Here is a 25,813-nt window from a genome sequence, read left to right as displayed (position 1 = left end):
TCCGGTCACCGTCGACCGGCCCACCCCGCGAAGGAGCTCCGATGCCCCCGACCCCGCCCCGGATCGGCCTCGTCGGCGCCGGCGGCATCGCCCGTGCGCACCTGCCCGGCCTGCTGCGCCTCGGCCCGGTCGTCGTCCAAGCCCAGGGCGGTGCCGACGAGCTCGCCGCGGCCTTCGGTCCCGACGCCGCGGCCGCCGGGTCCTCGATCACCGTCGTGGACTCGCTCGATGCGCTGTTCGACGCGGTGGACGTCGTCGACGTCGTGACCCCGACCGCGACGCACGCCGAGGTGGTCCGCGCGGCGCTGGCCGCCGGCAAGGACGTCGTGTCCGAGAAGCCGCTCGCCCGCACCGACGCCGACGCGGCGGACCTGGCGGAGCGTGCGCGCGACGCCGGCCGACAGCTCTACCCGGCCCACGTGGTGCGGTTCTTCCCCGCGTACGTGCGCCTCAAGGAAGCCGTGACCACGGGCCTCCTCGGCGACCTGGCGGTGCTGCGGTTCGTCCGCTCCGGGGCCTTCCCGCTGCACGCGCCGTGGTTCGCGGACCGGACACTGTCCGGGGGCATCGTGATGGACCAGATGATCCACGACCTCGACGTCGCCCGCTGGGTCGCCGGCGAGGTCGTCCGGGTCTCCGCGGTCGGCACGCGGAGCGGCACCGTCGCCGAACCGGTCGAGGCGGCGCACGTGCTCCTCACGCACGCGTCCGGGGCGATCACCCACGTCGCCGGGATCTGGGGGCCGCAGCACCTCGGCTTCACGACGGAGTACTCGGTGACCGGCACGGCCGGCAGCCTGTCGCACTCGTCCCGCGCCGAGCAGGACTCGGTCGCCGACCTGGCGACGCCCGAGGCACTCGACGGCTTCCTGCCGCAGGTCGACCCTGCCGACGACCCCTACGGCGCCGAGCTACGCGAGTTCCTCGCCGCGTTCGCCGGGGGTCCGCCCCCGCGGGTGAGCGCGGACGACGGCGTCGCGGCGGTCCGGCTGGCGAACGCGGCGCTCGAGTCGCTCGGGACCGGGCAGCCGGTGTCGCTCGAGGTGCCCGCGTGACCGACCTCAGGATCGCCGTGCTGTCCTTCGCGCACACCCACGCGATCGGGTACCTCACCGCCCTCGCCGCGATGCCCGGGGTCGAGGTGCGCGGTTCCGACCCGGACGGCGTCAGCACCGGTGGGTCGCTCGTCGAGCTGCGCGGCCGCGACCTGGCCGACGAGCTCGGCGTCGCCTACGTCGACACGTACCAGGAGCTCCTGGCCTGGCGGCCGGACGCCGTCGTCGTGACGAGCGAGAACGCCCGGCACCGGGAGCTCGTCGAGGCCGCCGCGGCCGCGGGTGCGCACGTGCTGTGCGAGAAGCCCCTCGCCACGACGTGGGAGGACGGCATCGCGATGCGCGACGCCGTCCAGGCGGCCGGCGTGCTGCTCATGGTCGCGTACCCGGTGCGGTTCACCTCGGCGTTCGGCAGGCTCCGGGCGGCCCACGAGTCCGGCGCCCTCGGGCAGCTGTTCTCGATCCGCGGTGCGAACAACGGCATGCTCCCGCTCACCCGGTCCTGGTTCACCGAACCGGAGCTGTCCGGCGGGGGCGCGATCGTCGACCACGTCGTGCACATCGCGGACCTGGTCGAGGGCCTGACCGGCTCGGCACCCGTCTCGGTGACGGCCGTCGCCAACCGCACCCTGCACGCCGCGCGCGCCCGGGCCGAGACCGCGGGGCTCGTGACGGTCACCTACGAGGACGGCGTCGTCGCCGGCATCGACTGCTCGTGGAGCACGCCGGACACCTCGGCGGTGTGGGGCGGGCTGACCCTGGACGTCGCGGGCACCGGCGGCACGATCGCGACCGACTTCTTCGGCGCGGCTGCCAGGGGCACCGCCGCCGCGACCGGGCTGCCCATCGAGTCGCGGTACGGAGCGGACCCCGACACGGCGATGCTCCGCACGTTCGTCGACGCGGTCCGCTCCGGCGAGCAGCCGCAGCCGGACGTGCACGTCGGACTCCGGACGCTGGCGGTCGTGCTCGCCGCCCAGGAATCGGTGGCCACCGGCAGGACGGTGGCGGTCCGGAGCGAGTAGCCCCGCCCCTCCGCCCCGGACGGGCGGCACGCGGGTCAGCCGAGCGTGACGACGCGGTCGGCCGCGGCGATCGCGACCGGGTCGTGCGCCGCGTGCACGACCACGACGCCGCTGGCTGCCTCGTCGGCGAGCGCCGCCACCACGAGCGCCGCGGAGTCGGCGTCCGCCCCCGCGGTCGGCTCGTCGACGAGCAGCACCCGCGCGCGCTGCGCCAGGCCGAGCGCCACGAGCGTGCGCTGCCGCTGTCCGCCGGAGAGCTCCTCGACCGGGCGGCCGGCCAGGTCCGTGATCGCCATCCGCTCGAGTTGCGCGTCGACGACGGCCCGGTCGCCGCGCCCGAGGGGCCGCCACCACGTGCGGTGCCGCCACCGCCCCATCGTCACGGCCGCGCGGACGGTGAGCGGCAGGGTGGTTGGCGGCACGGACTGGGTCACGTAGGCGACGCCGTCGGCCGGGAGGCCCGTCACCCGTCCGCCGGACGGCGTCACGACCTGCGCCACCACGTCGAGCAGCGTCGACTTGCCGGAGCCGTTCGGACCCGTGAGCGCGGTCACGACCCCGGCCGCGAAGGTCACGTCGACGCCGTCGAGGACGGTCCGGTCACCGCGGACGGCGGTCACCCGGTCGAGGTGGACGCCGGAGGTCCGGAGGTCGTTCGGAGCGGTCGAGGGCACCTGAACACGCTATCAGTATCGATAGTCGTTTTCATGTAGCGTCTCGGACCGTGACCTGGCTGACCAATCCGTTCTCCGTCGACTTCATGGTGCGCGCCCTCGTCGGCGGCGCCCTGGCCGCGGTCCTCTGCGCCGTGGTCGGCACCTGGGTGCTCGTCCGGGGCATGGCGTTCCTGGGCGAGGCGCTGTCGCACGGCTTGCTGCCCGGCGTCGCGGTCGCCACCCTCACCGGGATCCCGGCCGTGCTCGGCGCCGCGGTCAGCGCCGGCGTCATGGTCCTCGGGGTCGGGGCACTGCGCCGCCGTGCCCGGTTGTCGTACGACACCTCGATCGGGCTGCTCTTCGTCGGCATGCTCGCCCTCGGGGTCATCATCGTGTCGTCCTCGCGCTCGTTCGCCACTGACGTCACCGCGATCCTGTTCGGCGACGTCCTGGCGGTCACCCGCGCCGACCTGGGCGGACTCGCGCTCGCCGTGGCCGTGGCACTCGCCGTGGCGGTCGGGTTCCACCGGCCGTTCACCGCCCTGGCCTTCGACCCCCGCAAGGCCGCCACGCTCGGACTGCACCCGCGGGTGGCCGAGGTCGTGCTCATCGGCCTCGTGACCCTGGCGGTCGTCGCCTCGTACCGGGCCGTCGGCACCCTGCTCGTCGTCGGCCTGCTGCTCGCGCCCGCCGCAGCCGCACGCGCGTGGACCCGGCACGTGGCCTCGACGATGCTGCTCGGCGCCGGCATCGGCACCGCCGCCGTCCTCGTCGGCCTGCTCGTCTCGTGGCACGCCGGCACCGCCGCGGGCGCGAGCATCGCCGCGGTGGCCGTCGCGAGCGTCGTCGCGTCGCGAGCGGCCGCATCAGCCGTCGTCGCGCTGCGACACACCCGGACCCCGGCACCGGCGCGCGCGGCCGCGCCGACAGCACCACGATCCGCCGCACCGTACCGAGAGGGAGCATGACGCACTCGACCACCCGACGCGCACCCGCGCGCCCCCTGTCCACCATCGGCCTGGCCACCGGCCTGGCCCTCACCGTGACCGCCTGTTCCACGGGCACCCCGTCGGCCGACGACGCGACCGCGAGCGCACGTCCCCACGGCTACGTCGAAGGGGCGAGCGAAGCCCAGGAGCCGCAGGTGCGCCTCCTGGCCGTGTCGGCGACCGGCGAGACGGCGCTGCACGACCTGCTGACCGAGGAGTCCACCGAGCTCGACGGGGTGGACGCCCCCGAGCACTCCGCCACCGACGGCCGGTTCCTCGTGACGAGCGACGGCGACCGCACGACGATCGTCGACGGCGGCGCGTGGACGGTCGACCACGGCGACCACACGCACTACTACGCTGCCGAGCCCCGCGTCGTCGGCACCGTCGACGGCGGCGGTCCGGTCGAGGTGCACTCGTCCGAGACCACGACGACGCTGACGTGGCCGGACCGCGGCGAGGCCGTGGTGCTCGACCGCGCGGCCCTCGGCCAGGGCGAGGTCGACGAGACTGCACGGGTCGACGCCACGGTCCTGCTGCCGGTGGGCGAGCAGCTCGTCGCCGCCCAGGGCGACACCGTCCGGGTGCTCGACGCGGACGGCCACCCGGTCGACACCGCAGCGGGCGGCGAGCAGGCCTGCACCGACCCGGCCGGCGGGATCCTGACCCGTGCAGGAGCCGTGGTGGGCTGCGCCGACGGCGCGGTCGTCGTCGACGACGCCGGGCAGACGTCCTTCGTGGACCGGCCCGGCGACGCCGAGCGTCCGACGGCGTTCGCCGCACGCGCCGGCCGTCCGACGGTCGCCGGGCTGGCCGGGGACACCGGCTTCTGGCTGCTCGACGTGCGCGAGGGCTCGTGGCGCCACGTGCCGACCGAGCGCCCGCTGCGCGCCGTGGTCGCCGTGGACGACGAGGACGAGCACGTGGTCGGGGTCGACGCCGACGGCCGGGTGGTCGTCGTGACGCCGGACGACGGCACAGCCGCCTCGACCGAACCCCTCATCGACGCCGGTGCCACTCCGTTGCTGCAGCTCGACGCCCAGCGCGCGTACCTGGCCGACCCCGCCGACGGCACGGTGCACGAGATCGACTTCGCCGACGACGCCCGCGTCGCCCGCACCCTCGAGCTGCCGGTCGCACCTGCCGCCTTCGCGGAGGTCGGGCTGTGAGGGCGACGACGCGACTGCTGACCGCCGTGGTCGTCACCGCGACGCTCGCCGTCACGACCGCCGGGTGCACCGCCGCCGGCTCGGACCGCCCCCTCGTCGCCGTGACCACGAACATCCTGGGCGACGTCGTGTCCGAGGTGGTCGGGGACCGGGCCGACGTCATGGTGCTCATGCCGCCGGGTGCCGACCCGCACTCGTTCGAGGTCTCGGCGCAGCAGGCAGCACGCCTGCGGAGCGCCGACCTGGTGGTCGAGAACGGCCTCGGGCTCGAGGAGGGCGTCGCCCGGCACGTGCAGGCCGCGGCGGAGGACGGCGTGCCCGTGACCACCGCCGGCGACGCCGTCGAGGCGCTCGACTGGACCACCGAGGACGACAGCGGCACGGACCCGCACTTCTGGACCGACCCGGCACGGATGGTCGACGTCGTCGAGGCGCTCGACGCGGACCTGCGCGCGGTCGGCATCGAGCCGGCGGGCACCGACGCCTACCTGGCCGAGCTGCGGGACCTGGACGACGAGATGACGACCGCGCTGGCCACGGTGCCCGAGGACCGTCGGGCCCTCGTGACGAACCACCACGTGTTCGGGTACCTGGCCGACCGGTTCGGCTTCCGGGTCGTCGGCGCGGTGATCCCGAGCGGCACGACGCTCGCCTCGCCGAGCGCCGCGGACCTGCGCGACCTCGCCGACGCGATCGAGACGGCGGGGGTCCCGACGATCTTCGCCGACGCCTCGCAGCCGGCACGACTGGCCGAGGTGCTCGCCGAGGAGGTCGACGTGCACGTGACTGTCCGATCGCTCGCGACGGAGTCGCTGACCGAGGACGGCGCCGCCTCGACGTACCTCGGCATGATGCGGTCGAACACCGCGGCGATCGTCGACGGCCTGTCGATTCGTAAATGAGAATGAGAATCAATACAGTGTCATCCATGACCTCACCGAAGAACCTGCTGGCCCCGGCCGCCCTGCTCGGCGCCGCCGCCCTGGCCCTGACCGGCTGCTCCTCGAGCCCGGCCGCCGGCGACCGCTCCCCGACCCCCGCGGCCGACGGCACGCGCATCACGCTGACCTACGACGGCGGCCTGCTCACCCTCGACGACGACCTGCGCGTGGTCGCCGACGACGCGATCGACGGCTTCACGCGCGTCAACCCCGCCGGTGACGGCCGCCACGTGCTCGTCACCGTGCCCGAGGGCTTCCGGGTCCTCGACACGCAGGCCGAGCCGGCCCTGACCGACGCGGTGTTCCCCGCCGACACCGGCGGCCACGCGGTCGTGCACGGCGACCGGACGGCGCTCTTCGCCGACGGCACCGGCGACGTCACGACCTTCGACCACACCGAGCTCGACGGGGCCGACCTGCCCGACGTCGAGACGACGAAGTCCGAGGCCGCCCACCACGGCGTCGCCATCGAACTCGAGGACGGCACGCTCCTGACGACCATCGGCACCGAGGAGAGCCGCTCCGGCGTGCGCGCCCTGGACGCCGACGGCGAGGAGATCGCCCGCTCCGAGGCGTGCCCCGACGTGCACGGCGAGGGCGCGGTCTCGGGCGAAGTCGCGGTGTTCGGCTGCACCGACGGTGCCCTCGTCTACGCGGACGGAGCGTTCGAGAAGATCGACGCCCCGACCGAGTACGGCCGCACCGGCAACCTGTTCACCACCGAGGGTTCGTCCGTCGCGGTCGGCGACTACAACGACGACCCCGACAGCGAGGGGTACCTGCTCGACCAGGTCGCCCTCATCGACGCCGCCTCGGGGGAGTACACCGTCGCGGACATGCCCGACGGCGTCGGCTTCACCTTCCGCGACCTCGCACGCGGCCCCGGCGACGAGGCCGTCGTGCTCGGCTCGGACGGCGCCCTGCACACCTTCGACGAGACGACCGGCGAGCAGCTCGAGTCGTTCCCCGTGATCGCCGCGTGGGAGGGCCCGGCCGAGTGGCAGGACGCCCACCCCGCACTGAAGGTCGCCGGTGACGTCGCCTACGTCACCGACCCTGCCGAGCAGAAGGTGCACGCGGTCGACCTGACCACCGGAAAGGTCATCGCCTCGAGCGACGAGCTGCCGGGCGTGCCCAACGAGATCGCGGTGGCGTAGCACCGGAACGAGCCCGAACCGGACGGGAGGCCCGTGGCGGCGTCGCCACGGGCCTCCCGTCCGTCCGTGGGTGCGTCCTGCACCCGTCCGGGTCAGCCCTGCGGCGGCGAGTAGAGCTGCAGGTCATTGCCCTCGCTGTCCTTGAAGGGGATGATCTTGCCCCACGGGTGCTCGCTGATCTCGCCCTGGATGTCCGCGCCGCGCTCCTTGAGCGAGGCGACCTCGTCCTCGATGCTGCCGTCCGGCTGGAACGTCACGACCGCTCCCCCGCCGCTCGACGAGGTGGCCGACTCGCGGCTGTTCAGCCCGATCATCAGGCCGTTCGCGTCGATCTCGCTCCAGTCGTCCGACTGGTCCTTCACCGTGAGACCGAGGGTGTCGCGGTAGAACGCGACCGCACGCTCCATGTCGCTGACCGGGACCCAGACTGCTGCCACTCCACTTGCCATGGTGTTTCCTCTCGTCGTGGTGTGCCGTGGACGGTAGGCAGTTCCCGTGCACGCCGGCACAGGCTCGGTGTCCCCCGAACGCGGCGTCGAAGACACTGCAAACCGACCGGGGAAGCGCTCCGAATGTCATGTGTGCCGCACTCCGCGGCGCGCACGAGAAAAGAGGGCTGATCATGACCAGCAGCGCAGCAAGCACCCGCACCGGCTCCGGCGCGACGTGGACCCAGCGGGGCGCGTTCGTCTTCGGTGTCGTCTTCCTGATCGTCGGCATCGCCGGCTTCATCCCCGGCCTGACCATGGACATGGGCACGATGTCGATGGCCGGCGACGGCTCGATGGCACTGCTCCTGGGCACGTTCCAGGTGTCCGTCCTGCACAACATCGTGCACCTGCTCTTCGGCATCGTCGGGCTCGTCGCGGCCCGCCGCGCAGCGTCGGCCCGCCTGTACCTGCTCGTCGGCGGCATCATCTACCTGGTGCTCTTCGTCTACGGCCTCTTCACGGCCGGCATGACCAGCGGCGCGAACTTCGTACCGCTGAACAGCGCGGACAACGTGCTGCACGCCTTCCTCGCCGTCGCGATGATCGTGCTCGGCCTGGTCCTGCCGCGGATCGGTGCGCGCACCGCGCGCTGACCCACCAGCGCGACCGACAGACCGACGGGAGGCCCGTGGCGACACCGCCACGGGCCTCCCGTCCGTCGTCTGCCCACGTCCGTGCCCCGGCACGGGCATCGCGCCCGCGGGAGCCGGGGCGCGATGCCCGCACGGGGGCGCAGTACGCCAGCGGCGCCGCTCCACGCCCCGTCGCAGCCACGGCGTACTGTCCGCTGCATGCCCGCACTCACCGACACGTTCACCCTGTCCAACGGTCTGCACATCCCGAAGATCGGCTTCGGCACCTGGCAGATCCCGTCCGGCTCCGAGGCGTACGACGCGACGAAGACCGCGCTCGACCTCGGCTACCGCCACATCGACACCGCCCTGGCGTACGGCAACGAAGCCAGCGTCGGCGAGGCCGTCCGCGACAGCGGCATCCCCCGCGACGAGGTCTTCATCACCACGAAGCTGCCGGCCGAGATCAAGACCGCCGACGGCGCCCGCGAGGCCTTCGAGACCTCGAGCCGCAACCTCGACCTCGGCGGGATCGACCTGTACCTCGTGCACGCGCCGTGGCCGTGGAGCGACATGGGCAGCGACCACCGCGACGGCAACGTCGAGGTGTGGAAGGTCCTGGAGGAGGTCTACGACGCCGGCCGCACGAAGAGCATCGGCGTCTCGAACTTCGCCGTCGCGGACCTCGAGGACCTGCTCGGCCGCACCGACGTCGTCCCGCACGCCAACCAGATCCGCTGGTTCATCGGCAACACCCAGGACGAGACGACCGCGTTCGACCGCGAGCACGACATCCTGACCGAGGGCTACTCCCCGCTCGCCACCGGCGGCCTGCTCGAGAACGGCCAGATCGCCGAGATCGCGGCGAAGTACGACAAGACCGTCGCCCAGGTCGCGATCCGCTACCTGCTCGAGAAGGACGTCCTGCCGCTGCCGAAGTCCACGACCCCGTCGCGCATCGCCGCGAACGCCGACGTCGACTTCGTGCTCGCCGCCGAGGACGTCGCCGCCCTCGACGCGCTCGAGGACACCGCGAACTGACGCAACCCCCAGTACAGACTGGAGGCGCGGTGCTCGCTGGCGCCGCGCCTCCCGTCCGTCACGCGGCTGGTCTCACTCGAGCTTCTTCAGTCCGAGCGCGGCCTTCTTCCGCACCCACGGACGGTCGTCGGTCAGCTTCTCCTCGAACGCCGCCCGCGCCCGCGGGTTCGGCCGCTTGCTCAGCGCCGACACCGCATGCCCGCTGACGTCGTGGTCGTCCATGAGCTGCAGGAGGACGTCGACCGCTTCGGGCCGCTTCGACTTCCCGAGCGCGAGGGCCACCATCTGCCGGGCGTCACCGTACTGGGGATCGAGCACGAGCGCTGCCACGTCGTCGAAGTACTCGTCCACGTACGCGGTCTCGATGGAGTTCCCCACCGCCCAGCGTGTGTCCGCCTCGTCAGGGAAGCTCCGGAACGCCTCGATCAGCGCGGGCATCGCCGTGCCCTTCGCGGAGGGATTCGTGAGCGTTCGCACGACTGCCCGCTGCATCGCCGGTGTCCGGACCCTCCGTAACCACTCGATCAGCAGCGGTACCGCGTCCTTGTACCGGACAGGGGCCTGAGCGAACGCAGACAGGCTCGGGAAGTCGTAGCCGAGCTCGCGCAGGTCGGCGAGGATCGCCGAAAGCTCGGCGGCTTCGTCTGGAGTGAGCGGCATCAGGTCCTCGGGAGCGTGGGGCGGCGAGTTCGCTTCACGAACTGCTGTGCCGCCTCAGGCATGCGAGAACTCGATGCGGAAGCGGAAGTCCTCGAAGTCGACGTCGCCCAGTCCGTTGCTGCACCGAACGACCATCGAGTCGACCTCCTGCTCGACGATCATGCCGAAGTTCCCCGTCCATGCGTCCTCCGAGCCGTACGGGGAGCGCCAGACGTTCCACACCCGCATCCGCTCGAGGTTTGACGGGTCGTCGACCGCGAACTCGATGACCGGCGGTGCCGTATCCGTCCAGAGCCGGAAGCCGCTCCCGCTCAGATGGTTGATCGTCACCGTCGACCCCTCGACGTCGAGCGCCATTCCTTGGTCTCGATCACCACGGGCCGTCTCGAACACGACCCGTCCCCGTGCGATCCCGGGCGGAAGGTCGAGGATCGCCCAGACCGTCGTACCCCGCAGATCGATCGACGCTGCTCCAGCTTGACGGAAGCGCTCCTCCATGAAGATCGACACGAAGAGCAGTCTCCTGCAACGAGCGGGGTCAGAGCCAGCCGGTCTCGTAGGACAGGAACCCCGGACGTTGCAGAGCGTCCAGTTCCTCTCGGACAGCTGCAAGGCCCTGGGCGCCGTCGACCGCGAACGCGACCAGACGTCCGCGCGTTTCCACGAGCGCGTCATTCCGCTGCAACAGCCCCAGGAGTGCGGCGGTTGCGTCATCACTCTCGACGAATGCTCGGAGCACCCAGAATGCGCTTCGTTCGACAACTGCAGTCGGCGTGAGACCGACTCCGTCACGCTCCTCGAGACGCACTCCATCACCGAGCGACCAGCCGTACGTGAAGAACGGGATGCAGCAGAGCTGGTGGGTGCCGTCACCGAGGTCCCGGAAGAGGAGCTGCTCGAATCGCAGAGGACTCGTCGGATCTTCAGAGATCAGCGCGTCAGCAACGAAGTCGACTCGGCCCGCCCACACCGGATCGGGGTGCAACGCCCATCGAGCTGGATCGGGTGCAGTCATCCGACCTGCTTCGGCAAGGCGTCACGAACACACGGGCGCTGGACCTCGTCGTGCACGGATGACCGCTTCATGTGGCCTGACCGTACCGCAGGGGTCACATGGAGCACGAACTCGTAGGGTCGAGTCGTACCGACCGCACACCCGGGTGGGTCCGCGCCCCACCGAGGACCCGACGACGGGAACAGATCGTCCCTGTTGCCGGTTGCACCACACGGTGCCGCAGCCAGTGGCACGACGACCTCAGGAGGCCACCATGACCACCACCGAAACCGCCATCCTCGCCGGCGGGTGCTTCTGGGGAGCGCAGCAGCTCCTCCGTCGCCGTCCCGGCGTCATCAGCACCCGCGTCGGCTACTCGGGCGGCGACACCCCGAACGCGACGTACCGCAACCACGGCGACCACGCCGAGTCGGTCGAGATCGTCTTCGACCCGTCGGTGATCTCGTACCGCGACCTGCTCGAGTTCTTCTTCCAGATCCACGACCCGTCGACGAAGGACCGCCAGGGCAACGACGTCGGCCGCAGCTACCGTTCGGCGATCTTCTTCACCTCGCCCGAGCAGGAGCAGGTCGCGCGCGACACGATCGCGGACGTCGACGCGTCGGGCATCTGGCCCGGCAAGGTCGTCACCGAGGTCGAGCCCGCGGGCGACTTCTGGGAGGCCGAGGAAGAGCACCAGGACTACCTCGAGAAGTACCCCGCCGGGTACACGTGCCACTTCGTGCGCCCCGGCTGGAAGCTGCCGCACCGCGACGAGGCGACCGCGGCGGTCTAGGGACAACCCACTGACGGACAGGAGGCGCGGTGCCAGCTGACCGCGCCTCCTGTCCGTCGTCCCTCCGACCGCTCCTTCACCGCGCTGACACGTCCGGTTCGGCAGCTGTCGGGTCGGCGAGGCCAGGATGGGGTCACCGCACCGAGGGAGACACCGTGGACACAGCGCCGTACTCGCAGCCGATCCGGGAGTACATCGAGCAGCTCCGGACCGAGGGCTACCGCGTCGCCGACGGCCACACCGCCGATCCGGACCTGATCGACCCGCACGGCAACCCGGTGCTCACCTGGCGTGACGACTACCCCTACGACGAACGCCTGCCGCGCGACGAGTACGAGCACGCGAAGTACCTGCTGCAGATCGAACTGCTGAAGTGCCAGTACTGGCTCGAGGACACCGGGCAGAAGGCCGTCGTGCTGTTCGAGGGCCGCGACGCAGCGGGCAAGGGCGGCACCATCAAGCGGTTCACGGAGCACCTCAACCCCCGCACCTCGCGGGTCGTGGCGTTGAGCAAGCCGAGCGAGCGGGAACGCGGCGAGTGGTACTTCCAGCGGTACGTGCAGCACCTGCCGTCGTCGGGCGAGATGGTCCTGTTCGACCGGTCCTGGTACAACCGTGCCGGCGTCGAGCGGGTGATGGGGTTCTGCTCCGACGACGAGTACGAGTCGTTCATGACCCAGGTGCCGCAGTTCGAGCGGATGCTCGTCGACTCCGGTGTGCACCTGACGAAGTTCTGGTTCTCGGTGACCCGGCGCGAGCAGCGGACCCGGTTCGCGATCCGCCAGCTCGACCCGGTGCGCCAGTGGAAGCTGTCCGACATCGACCTGCTCTCGCTCGACCGGTGGGACGACTACACCGAGGCGAAGAACGCGATGTTCACCCGCACCGACAAGCGGTACGCGCCGTGGACGATCGTGCGGTCGAACGACAAGAAGCGGGCGCGGTTGAACGCGATGCGGTACTTCCTGACGCAGTTCGACTACCCGGACAAGGCCGTCGACGTGATCGGCAAGCCGGACCCGCTGATCGTCCGCCGCGGCAAGCGGGACGTCGACGTGGAGTAGGCGTTCCGTCAGGAGTCGCGGGCCGGCCGTTCGGGTTCCGTCAGCGCCCTTCCCCGGCGCCGTGGCGCGCGCGAGCGTGTCCGTGTGACCCTGACAGCGATCCTGCCGACGCTCCGCGCGTCCGTCCCCGACCCGGTGGACCCCTTCCTGTGGCCCGCGCACACGGTGCCCACGACCGACGACGTCCTCGTCGCCGCGATCTCGATGGTCCGGCTCGCCGACCTCGCCGGCACCCCGTGCGTGCACACCGCTGAGCAGTCCCCGCCCCGGTACCGCCCGCGCGACTGGGCACCGCGCGACGTCAGCGTCGCGGTGGCGTCGGTCACCCGCGTCCGGCGGCCCCGCCCCGGCGTGGTCCTGCTCGAGCTCGACGCCGTGCTGCCCCGCTGCGCCGTCCTCGAGCAGGTCCGGCTCATCGGCCGCACGAGCACCGCGCCGCTGTCGACCGTGTACGTCGTCACCCGGTGCGACGGCGAGACCGACGGCCCCTTCCACCGCCTGCCGACGCCGCTGCCCGCGGACGTCCGGGCCGGCGACCTGGTGTGCTTCCCGTGCCTCGCCACGGTGCGGCACCGGGACGTCGTCGAGCCGGTCCGCGCCGAGGTCGCGGAGGCCTGATGTCGACGTCGGCGGTCCCCCTGCGCTCCCGGTCGCTGCCCGGCCCGCACCTGTGGGGCTGGTACTCGGTGCGACCGGTCAGCCGTGCGATGTGGAGCTCACGGACGCTGACGGTGTTCCCGCCGGGGACGACCCCGGCGGAGTGCTGGCGGTTGCGCGCCTGGCACGCCTGGCCGGCCCTCGGCGCGCTGTTCGTCGTGGTGGTGCTCGCCGTGACCGTCGACCGACCGGGTCCGGGGATCATCATCGGGCTCGTGCTCTACGCCCTCGGGTTCGTCGTGCTCGACCGGGCGACCCGGACGCTGCGCCCCCGGGTGCGGACGCTCACCGTGACGACCTTCCACGGGGGCGACCGACCAGCGGTGCACGGCGACGAACGGCTGCTGGCCGGGTCCCTCGACGCGTTGTCGATCCTGGAGCGGGCACTGCGTGCGCACCGGATCGGCCCGGTCGACTTCGAGCTCGTCTGGGCCGACGTCTGGGACGCGCTCCCGGCTCCGGGGTCACCGGTCGGCCGCTGACCCGGGCCGGCAGCGGTCGGTCACTCGTCGACGGAGTCGTCGTCCTGGGTGCTGAGGTACAGGCGGTGGCTGGTGATGATCATCGACAGCCACCCCGCGCCGGTCACCCACCCGACGGCGACGTCGGTGAACCAGTGCGCCCCGAGCAGCACCCGCGACAGCCCCACCGTCGCCGCCGTCCCGGCCGCACCGCCGATGATCGCGACCTGCGGGGCGGTGCGCTCCTGCCGCAGGGCCAGCAGGTACGCGAGCGTCCCGATGATCGTCGTCGTGTTGAGCGTGTGCCCGGACGGGAACGACGGCGACGTCTCGAACGGCGGGATCGCGTCGCGGCGCCGCGGGCGGTTTCGCTTGATGAGGTCCTTGCCGAGCAGGGTCATCGCGAGTGAACCGGCACCGGCCGCGAGCAGCACCGTGACCGGGCTCGCCCGACGGTCCCGGATCGCGAAGGCCGCCGCCGAGCCGAGCGTCAGGGCCGGCATCGCGACCGGGCCGAACACGTGCGCGATGGTCGCGGCCACCCCGTTGGCCAGCGGGGAACGCAGGCGCTTCGCCCGCTCGAGCGCCGGACGGTCCAGGCTCTGGATCCCGTCCCGTCCGGTGACGCCGTCGTAGATGTACGCAGCGCCCGCCGTCGCCGCGACCGCGATGCCGCCGCCGACCGCGAGGGTCGTGACGAGGGCGCGCCGGGCACCGATCCGCTTCGCGACAGTGAGGTGCCGCTCCGCCAGGCGCTGCCCGGGGCGGCTGCGCCACTCCGTCAGGTCACGGCGGCCGATGCGTCGGTCGTGGGGTGTGGGCGCGGAGGCGGCAGGGGTCGAGGGGTCGGTCACCGGGCCAGTCTGGCCCTCGGTGGTCAGCAGTGCCGGAGTGACGGTGGACGACGAGGGCCTCCGCGACGGTCGCGGTTGCGGTCGCGGTCGCGAGCACGGTGCCGCTCGGAACGACGACCTCGGCGCTCACGACCGCACGGACCAGTGCCACTCCGGCCTGACGGCCTGTTGTGGTCATGACTCGGTCAGCGGAACGCCCACCGGAGCATCCGTGGGAGCAACAGAGCTTCACCACTTCCCCTCGTGGAATACATATGTTAGAACTTCAGACACCAACAACGAGGTTTTCGGGAGGGCAACGACATGTACGAGCGCAAGGGAACGACGATGCTCCTCGGGAGCGCCATGGCAGGGGTCTTCACTCTGGGGATCCTCGTGCCGGCGGCAGCCGCTTCCGCGGCCGAGCCTGAGCGCAGTGGTCCGGTGGTCATGGACGAGATGAAGCCGGGAACGCCGATCGTGGACGGGCGAACAGGCCAGGTGAGCAGGCCAGATGCTGCAGGGTCTCCGCTCGGCACGGTGGACTGCGGTGGGGTCGCGTGGGCGCCCCCTGGAGCAGTCACGTGGGGTCCGGAATCACGAGGGAAGTGCGGGCTCGCGGGCTTTCCCGGGTACAAGGCCGGGTACGCATTCGCCATCGCGCCCGGTTCCAACGCACACGCGTGCGTGCAGGGCCTCGGGTACTCCAGCGGAAAGGGCAAGTGGTACAGCGTCGGCTGCGGCTCTTCCGGCAGGACCACGGTGAGCTGGGGGAACGTCCTCGCATACCAGAAGGGGAAGGCGAGGTCGCAGACCGGTCTCGGCGGCTTCATGAAGTGGTGGTGAGCTTCCGTATGAAGCGGCGCGGATGGGCGATCATGACCGTCTGCTCCCTTGTGATGGTCGCCGTCGGCGGCGTCTGGGCAGCCGACAACGTCCCTGACAGGGGTCGTCCCACCGGTCACGCAACAACCGCGGCACGCACCGCGGAGGGAATCCTCGGAGAAGTGGGGTGCTCGGCGCGCCACGTCATCGCCGATGACATGTACCAGTACCCGAGCATGCGCGAGGTCGACTGCGTACTGCGCGACGGTGCGATCCTCAGCGCCTCGACCTTCACGACCCGCGCCGCTGCACTCCAGAACCTCGCCACCTGGCAGCTGGCCGGGTCGGATCGCTGGGCCGTCGTCGGCGCGAACTGGTTCGCCGTCGGCCCCCGGAAGATGGTCCACAGGATCAGCCAGCGCTTCCCTGACGCAACCCTGCCGACACAGGAGCTCCCGGAATCATCAGCTCCATCGGATGCGCTTGCCGCTCGAACAGACTGCGTACAGAGCGCAAGCGCGTTCCTGACCTCTCGGATCGCGGAACCAGAACGGTGGCGGAACGACCGACCGACCGTTGACGTCCTGTACCCGGGCCTCACGGCAGTCATCGACAGCCTGGACATCGATCGAGCAGCGTTCGACCAGATCGGTGCCACTGACACCCCCGAGTTCGAGGCTTGGTTCGCATCGTTCGCACCCGCGATCAAGGACTACTGCCGCACTCCACCCCAGATCACCAGCGAGGACCTGCCATGAACACGCTCATCACTGCTCGCCGGATCGCCGTGACCGGAGCGGTCTTGTTCGGCATCGGCGTCGTCCTGATCCTCGTCATCGACCAACCGCTCTACCTGGGAACGCAGGCGATCGACGTGGGCTTGGGATGGGGCGTCAGCGTCGGCTTCATCGTGAAGTACACAGCGTTCGGTCTCGGCCTCGTCCTCATCGGCGTGAGTCCGATCGCCTGGATGATCGAGACACGGTTCCCGGCTGGCCCCCGCCCAGAGGAGTGAGCGCTCGCTGCACCCTGCCGGAGCAACAGCGCGACCAGGCTCGACGGTTGCGACGGTCTCCACGGGAACCTGCTCGGGACACCGTGCCAGCACCTGACCGAGATCGTGCGCACGGTCCCGGTCAGTTCGCCGGTCGTATCCACCACAGGATCACGGTGGTCCTCGATGTCCCCGGAGCCAGCGGGCTCCGGCGCCCGAGCACCTCGAGCTCGGCCAGGTGCGCGTCGGGCTGCAGGTCCTCGAGTGCGGCGATCGGTGCGGCGACGGGGCGCTGCAGCCACACCTCGAACCGCGCGCCGCCGTCGGGGTACTCAGCGCCGTCGGGATGTTCAGCGCCGTCGTCCGGCTCCTCGGCCGCGGCGAGCGCGATCACGGTGCCCGAAGTTCGGCGGTACCCGACCGAGCGCCCGGCGCGGTAGCCGCGCTTCGCCACCCCGGTGCCGACGGGCAGCACCACGCCGTCCGGGCCGCCGCGCCCCTGCACCGCGCCCTCCCACGTGCCGAGGTCGAGCTCGTCCGCCGGACCCGCGCCGTCGACGACGACCGTGCCGCCGTCCTCGGTGCGGACCTGGCAGACCTCCCACGGCGACCAGTGCGTGGTCCGGTCACCCTCGTTCGTGAAGGTGATCCGTTCCTCCAGGCCGCCCGTGACGAGCGCGAACGCGCGCTCGATCCGCAGACCGGTGCGCACGTCGGAACCGCTGCGCAGGGAGACGGTGGTCGGCGTGTGTCCGAGGACGTCCCAAGGGCCGGCGTCGAGGACGGGGTCCGGCGGACCCGCCCACTCGTCCGGTCCGCTCCACCCCTGCGGCGCGGGCCAGGTCTTCGAGCCGCCGACGTTCGCCCACGTGCTCATCCCGCCGTCGCCGCGTGGCCAGGTCGCGACGGGCACGACGGGGCGCAGGTCGGCGTCCACCAGTGCCGGGTTCTGCCAGAGCAGTTCCTCGTCCCCGACCCGCAGTGAGAGCAGGCGGCCGCCCCGCGTCGGTGCGAACACCGCGCGGAGCGATCCGTCGCCGATCGTGACGAGCGGGAGCGGGTCCGTCACCGCTCGGGAGCCGTGCTCGGGACGAGCACGACCTTGCCGGTGGCACCGGCGGCTGCGATCCGGTAGCCCTCGTCGGCGTCCGCCAGGTCGAGCCGGTGGGAGACGACGACCTCGGGGTGCAGGCCGCCGTCGGCGAGCATCCGGGTCACGTCCTCCATGCCCTGCAGCGAGGTCACCCAGGACGCCGTGAGTGTGAGCTGCTTGTGCAGCAGGGTGTCCGACACCTCGGTCTCGAGTCGGCCGCCCTCGCCGATGAGCCCGACGCGACCCCACTCCGCCGCTGCCTCGACCGCGGTGGACCGGCCCGGCGTGGTGCCGGAGCAGTCCACGGTCACCTGGCAGCCGACGCCGCCGGTGAGTTCGAGGATCCGGTCGACGGCGTGCTCGTCCGCCGTGACGACGTCGTCGACGAGCCCGGTGGACTCGACGAACGCGATGCGCTCCGGGCTCCGTTCGACGCCGATGACCCGGCGGGCACCGAGCATCTTGCCGAGCATCGCGGCGGCGAGGCCGACGGGGCCGAGACCGACGACGAGCAGGTCCTCGCCGCCGTGCACCCGGGTACGGACGAGCCCTTCGTACGCGGTGCCGAACCCGCACGCGATGAGCGCACCGTCGACGTACGTCAGGTCGCCGAGGAGCGGCACGAGCGTCGACTCGTCGGCGAGCACGTACTCGGCGTGCCCGCCGTCGCGCTGCCAGCCGTACGAGGCCTTGTGGGGCTGGTCGGTGCAACTGATGAAGTAGCCGCTGCGGCAGTTGCGGCACCGGCCGCAACCCTGGATGTGGTAGACGATGACGTCGTCGCCGACGCCGAACCGGGTGACGCCGGGCCCGGCGGCGACGATGCGGCCGGAGGGCTCGTGGCCGGCGACGACGCCCTTGTAGGCGGGCGCGCCGTCGAGGCCCTTGTGGGTCTTGTAGCCGCGGTAGATGAAGCCGATGTCGCTGCCGCAGATGCCGGACGCGCCGACCTGCACGAGCACCTGGCCGTGGCCGGGGACCGGGACGGGGACCTCGCGCAGCTCGGCGGTCGCGTCCCCGGGCAGGAAGGCGCCGTGCATGGTCGTCGTGTCGGTGTCCATCGAGTCCGTGTCGATCGTGTCGGTGGTGGTCATGTCAGTCGTCCTCTCGGGCCCCGCGGCGGCGGGACAGGGTCACGTTGAGCAGGACCGCGAGCACGATGATGACGCCGCGGACCACGTTCTGCAGGAAGGAGTTCACGCCGAGCAGCACGAGGCCGTTGCCGATGAGCGTGATGAAGACGACGCCGAGGAAGGTGCCGATGAGGCTCCCCCGTCCGCCGGTCATCGCGGTGCCGCCGACGACGACGGCGGCGATCACGTCGAACTCGAGCCCGTTCGCGGCGGTCGAGTTGCCGGAACCGAGGCGGGCGGTGAGCAGCACGCCGGACAGCGCGCCGAGGAAGCCCATGATCGCGAAGAGCGAGATCCGCACGCGGCGGACGTCGATGCCGGCGAGCCGTGCCGCGGGGGCGTTGCCACCGACCGCGAAGACCGACCGGCCGAACGAGGTCTTCCGGGCGATGAACCCGAACACCAGGAACGCGAGGATCATCACGATCGCCGGCGTCGGGATGCCGAACAGGTCGCCGTTCAGGAAGTCCATGATCGGGTCCGAGTCGGGGATCTGCACCGGCAGGGCGTTGGTCACGAACTGGGCGAGTCCGCGGAGCACGCTCCACAGCCCGAGCGTCGCGATGAACGACGGCACCGCGAAGCGGGCGCGGAGGACACCGGCGACGGCACCCCACGCGGTCCCGATCGCGAGGGTGACGATGATCGCGACGATCGTCGGCAGGCCCCACTGCGAGATGCCGGACGCGACGACGACGCTCGACAGCGCCACGGCCGGTCCGGTGGACACGTCGATCTCGCCCGCGATGATGACGAGCGTCATGCCGGTCGCGGCGACGCCGATGAGTGCCGCGTCGCGCAGGAGTCCGCTCTGGTTGGCGGCGGAGAAGAACCCGACGGCGTTGAACGTCAGGTAGGCGTAGAGCAGGACGATCGCGACGAGCAGGCCGACGATGTTGACGAGGGTGGTGTTGCCCCCGATCGACCGGCGCACGCGGGTGAACGCGTTCGGACGGTCGTCGCCGGGTCCGTTCTTCGTCGTGCCTCGGGGGGTCTCGACGGTGGTGGTCATGATGGGTCCTTCACTCGGTGGACGTCGACGTCCGTCGCGGTGGTGTGGTCGGGTTCGGGGCGGGAGGACGCAGGCACCACGGAGTCCACGGGGTCCGCGGTGGCCGCGGTGGCCGCGGTGGCCGCGGTGGCCGCGGTGGCCGTAGTGCCCGCAGGGTCACCGGCGCCGTACGCGCCCATGGACGCGGCGAGGACGTCCGGCACGGTGACGTCCGGGGCGGTGAACTCCTCGCGGATCCGGCCGCCGCGCAGCACGAGGACGCGGTCACAGGCGAGCGGCAGTTCCTCGGCCTCACTCGAGACGAAGACGACCGCCTTCCCGCTGTCCGCGACCTGGCGCATGATCTCGTAGATCTGGGCCTTCGCCTGGACGTCGACGCCGCGGGTGGGTTCGTCGAGCAGGAGCACGTCGCTGTCGGCGTGCAGCCACCGGGCGATGACGGCCTTCTGCTGGTTGCCGCCGGACAGCGTGTTGATCGGGCGCGACAGGTCGTCCGCCTTGATCGCGAGCCGCTCGCCGAGCGCCTTCGTGGCCGCCCGGATCCGGCCGGTGGCGAGGAAGCCGCCGGCCGAGACGCGCTTCCAGTCCGACATGACGATGTTCTCGTCGATCCCCAGGCCGGGGATGATGCCGGTGCCCTTCCGGTCCTCCGGCGTCATGCCGACGCCGAGCTGCCGCATGCGGCGGGGCGTCGGGCGTTCCTCGACCGTGCCGCGGATGCGCACCGTGCCGGAGCGGATGCGGTCGTACCCGGCGATCGCGCGGAGCAGCTCGGTGCGTCCGGTGCCGAGGAGCCCGGCGATCCCGAGCACCTCGCCGGCGCGGGCCTCGAACGTCACGCCGTCGAGCTTGGGCGCGAGGACGAGGTTCTCGACGCGCAACAGGACCTCGCCGTCCGTACGGGCCTGGCGGACCGTCGTGGCCGACTCGAGCGCCTCACCGAGCATGAGGTGGATGATCCGGTCCGTGTCGGCGCCGGCGATGTCGATGGTCTCGATGACCCGGCCGTTGCGCATCACCGTGGCGGTGTCGGCGATCTGCCGGATCTCGTCCATCCGGTGGCTCACGTAGAGGACCGCGACGCCCTCGGCCGACAGTCGCTGCACCGTCGCGAGGACGATGTCGACCTCGGCGGTGGCGAGCGCAGACGTCGGCTCGTCGAGGATGAGGAGCTTCGGTTCCTCCTGCACCGCGCGGGCGATCTCGACGATCTGCTGCTCGGCGAGCGTCAGCGAACTGACCACCGCATCGGGGTCGATCGCGGCGCCGAGCCGCTCGAGGGTCGCCCGCGCCGACCGGACCATGCGGCGCCGGTCGATGCCGAACGGCCCGGTCGGCCACTTGCCGAGGCTGAGGTTCTCGGCGACGGTGACGTCCCGGATGAGCGAGAGCTCCTGGTAGCAGGTCGCCACGCCGCGGCGGCCCGCCTCGGTGACGCCGCCGGTGAGCGGCTCACCGTCGACGACGACGCTGCCGGCGTCCGGCCGCTCGACGCCGGAGAGCAGGCGGATGAGGGTTGACTTGCCGGCGCCGTTCTGGCCGAGGAGCGCCCGGACCTCGCCGGGTGCGATCGCGAAGTCGACGTCGTCGAGCGCGAGCACCCCCGGGTACTGCTTGCGTGCTCCGCGCACCTCGGCGATGGCCGTCCGGGTGGCAGGAGGCGGTGGTGTCGTCATCGACGGACCTCTCGTGGGGTGGATGGGGACGGACGGCGGGGCGACCCGGGGGCCGCCGCGCCCGCGGCGGGGTGACCGGGGTGGGGTCGCCCCGCCGCGGGGTGGGGCCTGCGATCAGGGCAGCCCGTCCTGGTGGGTCTCGAGCCACTTCGCCGCGTCGTCCGGCTGGTACAGGTCGATCTTCGCGGGGATGACCTCGCCCTTCTCGCCCTTGCCGTCGATGGCCTTCTCGGCCGCCGCGTACGCGAGCTTGCCGGCCTCGATGCCGGAGATGTCGACGACCGCCTTGAGCGTCGTCCCCTTCTTCAGGGCGTTCGCGATGTCGCTCGTCATGTCCGACCCGAAGACCGCGACCTTGCCGACGAGACCGCGGTTCTCCACGGCCTTGTAGGCGCCGACGGTCGCGCCGCCGGCCTCACCGTAGAGCCCGTCGAGGTCGGGATGGGCACTGAGCATCTGCTCGGCGGTCGGCACCGCCTGGTCGACCTCGGCACCCTCCTGGTTCGCGACGAACGTCGCGCCCGGCAGGGCCTTCGTGAGCGCGGCCTCGAACCCCGTGAAGCGCTGCTTGCACACCTCGTACTGCTCGCAGTTGATGACGCCCATCTTGGGTGCGTCGATCCCCTCCTCCTTGAAGTACGCAGCGGCCTGCTCACCGAGCATCGAGCCGAACTCCGCCGGGTCGCCGAGGACGTAGGCGGACACGTACTGCTGCACGGCGTCGTCGGAGACGCAGGTGTTGTAGCAGACGACCGGGATCCCGGCCTTCGAGGCCTGCTTCACCGCGGGCAGGCTGCCGTCGGTCGAGACCGCCGACATGATGATGGCGTCGACGTTCGACGACACCAGCGTGTTCATGAAGGAGCTCTCCTTCGACACGTCGCCGGCCGAGGTGGACTCGAGGAACTTGACCTTCGCGTCGCCCGCGTCGGCGGCGTCCTCGACGCCCTTCTTCACGCCGCCGTAGAAGCCCTGCGAATCGAGGTACATCGCGCCGATCCGCAGGGACGAGCCGTTGCCGGTGCCGGCCGTGGGGACGGAGCACGCGCTGAGGGCGAGTGCCACGGCGGCGATGCCGGCCGCGACGATCGCACCCCGTCGGAGGTGGGTTCGGGTCATGGTGATGCTTTCCTTCCTGGAGCCGGCGACGTTGCCGGGTCGAGCGGGATCGCCCGTGGTCGTCAGTCGCGCGACGGTGTCGGCGACGTCGAGGTGGTGAGGGACGCGGAGAGTTCCGCGTGCAGGGCACGCAACCGGGTGACGGTCGCGTCGCGTTCGGCGGCCTGGTCCGCGTGGAACAGGAGCATGGTCGGCAGCGAGGTCGCGAAGTAGTCGACCTCGGTCGGGGCGACGGCCAGCTCGTCGACGTACCGGGCGAGCTCGTTGAGCCGCTCGCGCGCCTCGTCGTGTCGGCCGAGGCGGTCGAGCGCGGCGACGGACCACACGCTCCGTTCGGTGAACGGGGTCGTCGCCATGTCCGTGAAGTCGCCGGTCGCGGCCGCTGCGGTCCGCCAGGCGGCTTCCGCACTGGAGGCCCGGCCCAGCTCCGCGAGCGCGTCACCGAGCACGAGGTGCAGGTCGGCGGTCGTGGCGAGCGGGTGCCGTGCCTCGCCCAGGGAGTCGGGTGCGTGCAGTGCCGACTCCACGGCGTCGGCGGCGGCGACCGGGTCGCCGGCGGCCAGCGCCCGTCGGGCGACGGCCAGGGCGGCGCGGTCCCAGGCGGCGAGGGCGACGCCCTCACCGCCCTCCCACGGCTGGAACCGGCGGGCGGCCATCACCGACCGGGCTTCGTCGACCCGGTCGAGGTCGAGGAGCAGGCCGACGCGGGTGAGCGTGAGGTCGTCGCGTGCGGACACCAGGTCGGGTCGTTCGTCGAGTGCCCGCAGGCGCTCCTCGGCCGGGCGTCCGGACCGTGCGGCGAGCTCGTCGGCCTCGTACAGCAGGCGGGCGTCGTCGGGCAGCGCGGCACGGGCGGCGGCGTAGTGCTCGGCCGCGCGGTCGAGGTCGCCGGCGACGTTCACCGCGGCCACCCCGAGGTTCCGGTGCAGGACCGCCGCGTCCTGTACGCCTGGCCCCGCGGCGACGCCGCGCTCCCAGGCGTCGACGGCGGCCTCGGCCTGCCCGCGGTCGTACAGCCACGAGCCGAGCATCGACCAGAGGACGGCTGCCGACGGGTCGAACGCCAGGACACGACGCAGCGCGTCGACGTCGTCGAGACGCGACGGCAGGGCGTTCGTCGGGTCGACGGCGGCTGCGTACGCGACGGCGCGGTGCGCGTCCTCGGTCCGTCCGGCTCGAAGCGCGAGGTCGGCACGGTGCACCGCGACGAGCGGCCGGACGTTCACCTGGCCGAGCGCCTGCCGGTCGGCCCGCTGCTCGGCGAGGGCGAGGACGTCCTGCGCCTGTACCGTGGCGCCGAGGGACGCGTACTCGAGCGCGACGTCGAGCAGCACCGTGGCGTCGTCGCTGACCGGCCGCCCGCCGAGGTGGCGCGCCCACTGGTCGAGCGGGTCGATCGCGAGCGTCTCGGCGAGCAGGGCCTCGGCCTCGTCCGCACGACCGAGCCGGCGCAGGAGCACGACGGCCGTGTCCCGAGCCTGCAGGTGCTCGCGGTCCGTCCGCAGCACGGCCTGCACGTGTTCGAGGGCACCACGGGGGTCCTCGGCGGCGGTGCTCCGGGCCAGCGCGAGGTGCGCCGGAGCGGCCTCGGCGGCGTTCCACGTGGCCTTGCCGAGCGCGCGGCGGCCGTCGTCGGCCCGACCGGCGCGGAGCAGGGCGAGGCCGAGTCGGTGGTGCGCCTGACCGCTCGAGGGGTTCGGCGCCCAGGACACGAGCCGGTCGACGGCGTGCTGCAGGTGCTCGACCGCGCGCTCGTACTCGGCCGCCGCGTACCGGCGGGTCCCGAGGGCGACGTGGGCCCGGACGTCCCCGGGGTCCCGGCGCAGCGCCTCGTGCCAGTACGGCTCCGGCGAGCGCGTCGCGTGCCGGTACTGCTCGAGGTAGTCGCCGATGAGGTCGAGCTCCTCGGTCGTCGTCACGTCCTCCGGAGCCGGCGGGGCGACGGCGGGGTCCGGCGCCGCGGCGGCCGCGTCGACCGGTCGCCGCGCGAACCGGACGAGCTCGTGGTCACCGTCGACGACGGCGACCCGCAGGGTCGCGGCGTCCGTGCCGGACGGCACCGCCCAGTCGACGACGACCGGCGCGTCGGGGGTGAGCCGTGCCTCCAGGACGGCCAGCACCGCACCGTCGGCGGTCTCGATGCGGATGGCGGCGTCCTCGGCGACGACGCTCGTCGCGACGCCGATGCGCAGCGCTCCCGGCTCCGGCACGTCGACGCGGATCGCCGCGTCGCGGGAGGCCTGCATCGCCGGGCCGATCGCGCTGATCGGGTACCAGAACTGCGAGAAGGTCTTCGTCTCGCCGGGTGCCAGGAACGAGAAGTCCGGCTGGTTGTCGGTGTAGACGCCGGCCATGAGCTCGACGTACGGGCCGTCGGTGTCGGTCAGGTTCGCGTCCCAGGCGTGCCCGAAGGGCGCGTCGCCCCACGTCCACTGCTTCTTGCCCGGCGAGATCGTGCGGTCGGCCCAGTGCACGAAGCCGGCCTGGCGGCCGTGGTCGTACCCGCCGAAGAAGGCGTCCTCGGTGTCGGTCACCATGTAGGACGTCGGCACCGGGATGTTCCGGTACCAGTCGAGCCGGTCCGCGTCGGGGTGCTCCCCGTCGACCCGGGCCGGGTAGTCGACCCCGTAGTACGTACCGTCGACCGCGGGGAACGTCGCGATCGCGCGCTTGGCGTGGTCGGCGACGTGGTGCACGTCCGTCGGGAAGAAGCTCTGGTAGTCGTCGTTCACCGCGGCGGCGACGTTCGCCCACCACAGGAACGTCTCGGTGCGCTCACTGCGGTTGTAGAGCCGGACGCGGGCCTCGATCGCCGAGGAGTCCGGGCGCAGCCGGATGCCGTGCATGCCCTTCATCCGGGCGAACGGGTCGTGGTCCGAGCACCACACCGTGACGGAGCCGTCGGCCTCGCGCTCGATCGACACGTCCGTCGGCAGGAACGTCGCCGGGCGGTGGTGCTGCGGCCAGTTGAACTCAACGCCACCCGAGATCCACGGCCCGGTCAGACCGACGAGCGCCGGCTTGATGACGTTGTTGCGGTAGAAGAAGTCGTGGTCGGCGGTCTTGTCGTACCCGATGTGGATGCGCCCACCGAGCTCCGGCAGCACCACGACCCGGACCCAGCGGTTCTCGAGGTGGACGGCCTCCCAGCGGTGCGGACGCTTCTCCGACGCGATGCGCTCGTGGAAGGGCAGTGGGAAGACCCGCCCGGACGATCCTTGGTAGACGCGCCGGTCGAGGAACTGCGGGAACCGGTCCGGCTCCTGCGGCTCGTACGTGTCGATGACGAGCGGTTCGGACCAGGCGGCGACGGCCTGGCCCTGCTGGTCGGCGGGGATCGGAGGGAGGTCGAGCCTCGACTCTTCGTTGAGCATGCACCGAGCGTACGGAGCACCCCCAT

General features: G+C 72.0%; 27 protein-coding genes. 15 read left to right on the top strand and 12 right to left on the bottom strand.

Going from position 1 to position 25,813, the window contains the following annotated elements; translation table 11 throughout:
* Positions 1–41 precede the first annotated feature (41 nt).
* Together BIU97_RS11345 and BIU97_RS11340 are read left to right on the top strand one after the other, a co-directional pair.
* The gene (locus BIU97_RS11345) at positions 42–1,055 is read left to right on the top strand and encodes a Gfo/Idh/MocA family protein (protein WP_071257964.1); all 1,014 of its coding nucleotides are present in this window, start codon (positions 42–44) and stop codon (positions 1,053–1,055) included.
* A complete protein-coding gene (locus BIU97_RS11340) occupies positions 1,052–2,080 on the top strand; it encodes a Gfo/Idh/MocA family protein (RefSeq protein WP_071257966.1) in 1,029 nt (342 codons plus the stop codon). Before BIU97_RS11345 ends, BIU97_RS11340 begins: the two co-directional genes overlap by 4 nt.
* Positions 2,081–2,115: 35 nt before the next feature.
* Here BIU97_RS11340 and BIU97_RS11335 read toward each other — a convergent pair whose 3' ends face one another.
* Complete coding sequence (locus BIU97_RS11335) at positions 2,116–2,754, bottom strand: ATP-binding cassette domain-containing protein (RefSeq protein WP_254782963.1); 639 nt, start codon at positions 2,752–2,754, stop codon at positions 2,116–2,118.
* 50 nt (positions 2,755–2,804) lie between these two features.
* Between BIU97_RS11335 and aztB the strand changes: the two genes are divergently transcribed.
* From aztB to BIU97_RS11315, 4 genes are read left to right on the top strand one after another with little or no spacing between them, the layout of a single operon-like run.
* The gene (gene aztB / locus BIU97_RS11330; RefSeq protein ID WP_071297680.1) at positions 2,805–3,704 is read left to right on the top strand and encodes a zinc ABC transporter permease AztB; all 900 of its coding nucleotides are present in this window, start codon (positions 2,805–2,807) and stop codon (positions 3,702–3,704) included.
* Positions 3,701–4,894, top strand: coding sequence for a hypothetical protein (locus BIU97_RS11325; protein ID WP_071257971.1), 1,194 nt, complete (start codon positions 3,701–3,703; stop codon positions 4,892–4,894). Before aztB ends, BIU97_RS11325 begins: the two co-directional genes overlap by 4 nt.
* Positions 4,891–5,796, top strand: a complete 906-nt coding sequence (locus tag BIU97_RS11320; RefSeq protein WP_071257973.1) for a metal ABC transporter substrate-binding protein — start codon at positions 4,891–4,893, stop codon at positions 5,794–5,796. The genes BIU97_RS11325 and BIU97_RS11320 overlap by 4 nt, the downstream gene beginning before the upstream one ends.
* Before the next feature lie 26 nt (positions 5,797–5,822).
* The gene (locus BIU97_RS11315; protein WP_071257975.1) at positions 5,823–6,992 is read left to right on the top strand and encodes a hypothetical protein; all 1,170 of its coding nucleotides are present in this window, start codon (positions 5,823–5,825) and stop codon (positions 6,990–6,992) included.
* Between the two features lie 92 nt (positions 6,993–7,084).
* On the opposite strand, the gene BIU97_RS11310 is transcribed toward BIU97_RS11315, so the two are convergent.
* Positions 7,085–7,441 (bottom strand): VOC family protein, encoded by a 357-nt coding sequence (locus BIU97_RS11310; RefSeq protein ID WP_071257977.1) that lies wholly within the window; start codon positions 7,439–7,441, stop codon positions 7,085–7,087.
* 173 nt (positions 7,442–7,614) lie between these two features.
* On the opposite strand from BIU97_RS11310, the gene BIU97_RS11305 reads away from it, so the two are divergent.
* Positions 7,615–8,076: a DUF4383 domain-containing protein gene (locus BIU97_RS11305; protein WP_071257980.1), complete on the top strand. Its 462-nt coding sequence runs from the start codon at positions 7,615–7,617 to the stop codon at positions 8,074–8,076.
* A 198-nt stretch (positions 8,077–8,274) separates the two neighbouring features.
* Positions 8,275–9,096 (top strand): aldo/keto reductase, encoded by an 822-nt coding sequence (locus BIU97_RS11300; RefSeq protein WP_071297679.1) that lies wholly within the window; start codon positions 8,275–8,277, stop codon positions 9,094–9,096.
* Positions 9,097–9,168: 72 nt separating this feature from the next.
* Here the strand turns inward: BIU97_RS11300 and BIU97_RS11295 are convergent, their stop codons facing one another.
* The 3 genes from BIU97_RS11295 to BIU97_RS11285 form a co-directional block, all read right to left on the bottom strand.
* Positions 9,169–9,756: a HEAT repeat domain-containing protein gene (locus BIU97_RS11295; RefSeq protein WP_071297678.1), complete on the bottom strand. Its 588-nt coding sequence runs from the start codon at positions 9,754–9,756 to the stop codon at positions 9,169–9,171.
* 54 nt (positions 9,757–9,810) lie between these two features.
* On the bottom strand, positions 9,811–10,086 hold the full coding sequence (locus tag BIU97_RS18275; RefSeq protein WP_139196363.1) for a hypothetical protein: 276 nt from the start codon (positions 10,084–10,086) through the stop codon (positions 9,811–9,813).
* A gap of 208 nt (positions 10,087–10,294) precedes the next feature.
* Positions 10,295–10,771: a DUF4265 domain-containing protein gene (locus BIU97_RS11285; RefSeq protein WP_083420893.1), complete on the bottom strand. Its 477-nt coding sequence runs from the start codon at positions 10,769–10,771 to the stop codon at positions 10,295–10,297.
* A 253-nt stretch (positions 10,772–11,024) separates the two neighbouring features.
* Between BIU97_RS11285 and msrA the strand changes: the two genes are divergently transcribed.
* The 4 genes from msrA (at position 11,025) to BIU97_RS11265 (ending at position 13,749) form a co-directional block, all read left to right on the top strand.
* Complete coding sequence (gene msrA / locus BIU97_RS11280; protein ID WP_071257994.1) at positions 11,025–11,546, top strand: peptide-methionine (S)-S-oxide reductase MsrA; 522 nt, start codon at positions 11,025–11,027, stop codon at positions 11,544–11,546.
* Positions 11,547–11,701: 155 nt separating this feature from the next.
* Positions 11,702–12,610 (top strand): polyphosphate kinase 2, encoded by a 909-nt coding sequence (gene ppk2 / locus BIU97_RS11275; protein ID WP_071257997.1) that lies wholly within the window; start codon positions 11,702–11,704, stop codon positions 12,608–12,610.
* Positions 12,611–12,694: 84 nt separating this feature from the next.
* Positions 12,695–13,228: a hypothetical protein gene (locus tag BIU97_RS11270; RefSeq protein WP_071258000.1), complete on the top strand. Its 534-nt coding sequence runs from the start codon at positions 12,695–12,697 to the stop codon at positions 13,226–13,228.
* On the top strand, positions 13,228–13,749 hold the full coding sequence (locus BIU97_RS11265; protein ID WP_071258002.1) for a DUF6611 family protein: 522 nt from the start codon (positions 13,228–13,230) through the stop codon (positions 13,747–13,749). Before BIU97_RS11270 ends, BIU97_RS11265 begins: the two co-directional genes overlap by 1 nt.
* Before the next feature lie 20 nt (positions 13,750–13,769).
* Here BIU97_RS11265 and BIU97_RS11260 read toward each other — a convergent pair whose 3' ends face one another.
* On the bottom strand, positions 13,770–14,582 hold the full coding sequence (locus BIU97_RS11260) for a phosphatase PAP2 family protein (RefSeq protein WP_071297676.1): 813 nt from the start codon (positions 14,580–14,582) through the stop codon (positions 13,770–13,772).
* A gap of 303 nt (positions 14,583–14,885) precedes the next feature.
* Between BIU97_RS11260 and BIU97_RS11255 the strand changes: the two genes are divergently transcribed.
* The 3 genes from BIU97_RS11255 to BIU97_RS11245 are packed head-to-tail and all read left to right on the top strand — an operon-like array spanning position 14,886 to position 16,401.
* Positions 14,886–15,407 carry a hypothetical protein gene (locus tag BIU97_RS11255; RefSeq protein WP_071297675.1) on the top strand — a complete coding sequence of 174 codons (522 nt, stop codon included), beginning with the start codon at positions 14,886–14,888 and terminating at the stop codon, positions 15,405–15,407.
* Positions 15,404–16,144, top strand: coding sequence for a hypothetical protein (locus BIU97_RS11250; protein WP_139196002.1), 741 nt, complete (start codon positions 15,404–15,406; stop codon positions 16,142–16,144). The genes BIU97_RS11255 and BIU97_RS11250 overlap by 4 nt, the downstream gene beginning before the upstream one ends.
* A complete protein-coding gene (locus tag BIU97_RS11245) occupies positions 16,141–16,401 on the top strand; it encodes a hypothetical protein (protein ID WP_071258015.1) in 261 nt (86 codons plus the stop codon). The genes BIU97_RS11250 and BIU97_RS11245 overlap by 4 nt, the downstream gene beginning before the upstream one ends.
* A gap of 121 nt (positions 16,402–16,522) precedes the next feature.
* On the opposite strand, the gene BIU97_RS11240 is transcribed toward BIU97_RS11245, so the two are convergent.
* The 6 genes from BIU97_RS11240 to BIU97_RS11215 all read right to left on the bottom strand — a co-directional run bounded on the left by BIU97_RS11240 (position 16,523) and on the right by BIU97_RS11215 (position 25,787).
* Positions 16,523–17,449 carry a hypothetical protein gene (locus tag BIU97_RS11240; RefSeq protein WP_071297673.1) on the bottom strand — a complete coding sequence of 309 codons (927 nt, stop codon included), beginning with the start codon at positions 17,447–17,449 and terminating at the stop codon, positions 16,523–16,525.
* Positions 17,446–18,567: a zinc-dependent alcohol dehydrogenase family protein gene (locus BIU97_RS11235; protein ID WP_254782962.1), complete on the bottom strand. Its 1,122-nt coding sequence runs from the start codon at positions 18,565–18,567 to the stop codon at positions 17,446–17,448. Before BIU97_RS11235 ends, BIU97_RS11240 begins: the two co-directional genes overlap by 4 nt.
* Position 18,568: 1 nt before the next feature.
* Positions 18,569–19,618, bottom strand: coding sequence for an ABC transporter permease (locus BIU97_RS11230; protein ID WP_083404722.1), 1,050 nt, complete (start codon positions 19,616–19,618; stop codon positions 18,569–18,571).
* The gene (locus BIU97_RS11225) at positions 19,615–21,294 is read right to left on the bottom strand and encodes a sugar ABC transporter ATP-binding protein (protein WP_083420892.1); all 1,680 of its coding nucleotides are present in this window, start codon (positions 21,292–21,294) and stop codon (positions 19,615–19,617) included. The genes BIU97_RS11230 and BIU97_RS11225 overlap by 4 nt, the downstream gene beginning before the upstream one ends.
* Before the next feature lie 114 nt (positions 21,295–21,408).
* Positions 21,409–22,413: a substrate-binding domain-containing protein gene (locus BIU97_RS11220; protein ID WP_071258022.1), complete on the bottom strand. Its 1,005-nt coding sequence runs from the start codon at positions 22,411–22,413 to the stop codon at positions 21,409–21,411.
* A gap of 62 nt (positions 22,414–22,475) precedes the next feature.
* Positions 22,476–25,787, bottom strand: coding sequence for a DUF5107 domain-containing protein (locus BIU97_RS11215; RefSeq protein WP_071258025.1), 3,312 nt, complete (start codon positions 25,785–25,787; stop codon positions 22,476–22,478).
* Between the last annotated feature and the right edge of the window lie 26 nt (positions 25,788–25,813).

The organism is Curtobacterium sp. MCBA15_009 (genome assembly GCF_001864895.1).
GTDB lineage: Bacteria > Actinomycetota > Actinomycetes > Actinomycetales > Microbacteriaceae > Curtobacterium.
This window is presented reverse-complemented; position numbering and strand designations above follow the sequence as displayed.

Bases quoted from the DNA above. Each gene is read 5' to 3' on its own strand.
- BIU97_RS11345 (WP_071257964.1), top strand. From the start codon at position 42: ATGCCCCCGACCCCGCCCCGGATCGGCCTCGTCGGCGCCGGCGGCATC.
- BIU97_RS11325 (WP_071257971.1), top strand. From the start codon at position 3,701: ATGACGCACTCGACCACCCGACGCGCACCCGCGCGCCCCCTGTCCACC.
- BIU97_RS11315 (WP_071257975.1), top strand. From the start codon at position 5,823: ATGACCTCACCGAAGAACCTGCTGGCCCCGGCCGCCCTGCTCGGCGCC.
- BIU97_RS11310 (WP_071257977.1), bottom strand. From the start codon at position 7,441: ATGGCAAGTGGAGTGGCAGCAGTCTGGGTCCCGGTCAGCGACATGGAG.
- BIU97_RS11305 (WP_071257980.1), top strand. From the start codon at position 7,615: ATGACCAGCAGCGCAGCAAGCACCCGCACCGGCTCCGGCGCGACGTGG.
- BIU97_RS11300 (WP_071297679.1), top strand. From the start codon at position 8,275: ATGCCCGCACTCACCGACACGTTCACCCTGTCCAACGGTCTGCACATC.
- BIU97_RS11295 (WP_071297678.1), bottom strand. From the start codon at position 9,756: ATGCCGCTCACTCCAGACGAAGCCGCCGAGCTTTCGGCGATCCTCGCC.
- BIU97_RS11285 (WP_083420893.1), bottom strand. From the start codon at position 10,771: ATGACTGCACCCGATCCAGCTCGATGGGCGTTGCACCCCGATCCGGTG.
- msrA (WP_071257994.1), top strand. From the start codon at position 11,025: ATGACCACCACCGAAACCGCCATCCTCGCCGGCGGGTGCTTCTGGGGA.
- BIU97_RS11265 (WP_071258002.1), top strand. From the start codon at position 13,228: ATGTCGACGTCGGCGGTCCCCCTGCGCTCCCGGTCGCTGCCCGGCCCG.
- BIU97_RS11255 (WP_071297675.1), top strand. From the start codon at position 14,886: ATGTACGAGCGCAAGGGAACGACGATGCTCCTCGGGAGCGCCATGGCA.
- BIU97_RS11245 (WP_071258015.1), top strand. From the start codon at position 16,141: ATGAACACGCTCATCACTGCTCGCCGGATCGCCGTGACCGGAGCGGTC.
- BIU97_RS11235 (WP_254782962.1), bottom strand. From the start codon at position 18,567: ATGACCACCACCGACACGATCGACACGGACTCGATGGACACCGACACG.
- BIU97_RS11230 (WP_083404722.1), bottom strand. From the start codon at position 19,618: ATGACCACCACCGTCGAGACCCCCCGAGGCACGACGAAGAACGGACCC.
- BIU97_RS11225 (WP_083420892.1), bottom strand. From the start codon at position 21,294: ATGACGACACCACCGCCTCCTGCCACCCGGACGGCCATCGCCGAGGTG.
- BIU97_RS11220 (WP_071258022.1), bottom strand. From the start codon at position 22,413: ATGACCCGAACCCACCTCCGACGGGGTGCGATCGTCGCGGCCGGCATC.
- BIU97_RS11215 (WP_071258025.1), bottom strand. From the start codon at position 25,787: ATGCTCAACGAAGAGTCGAGGCTCGACCTCCCTCCGATCCCCGCCGAC.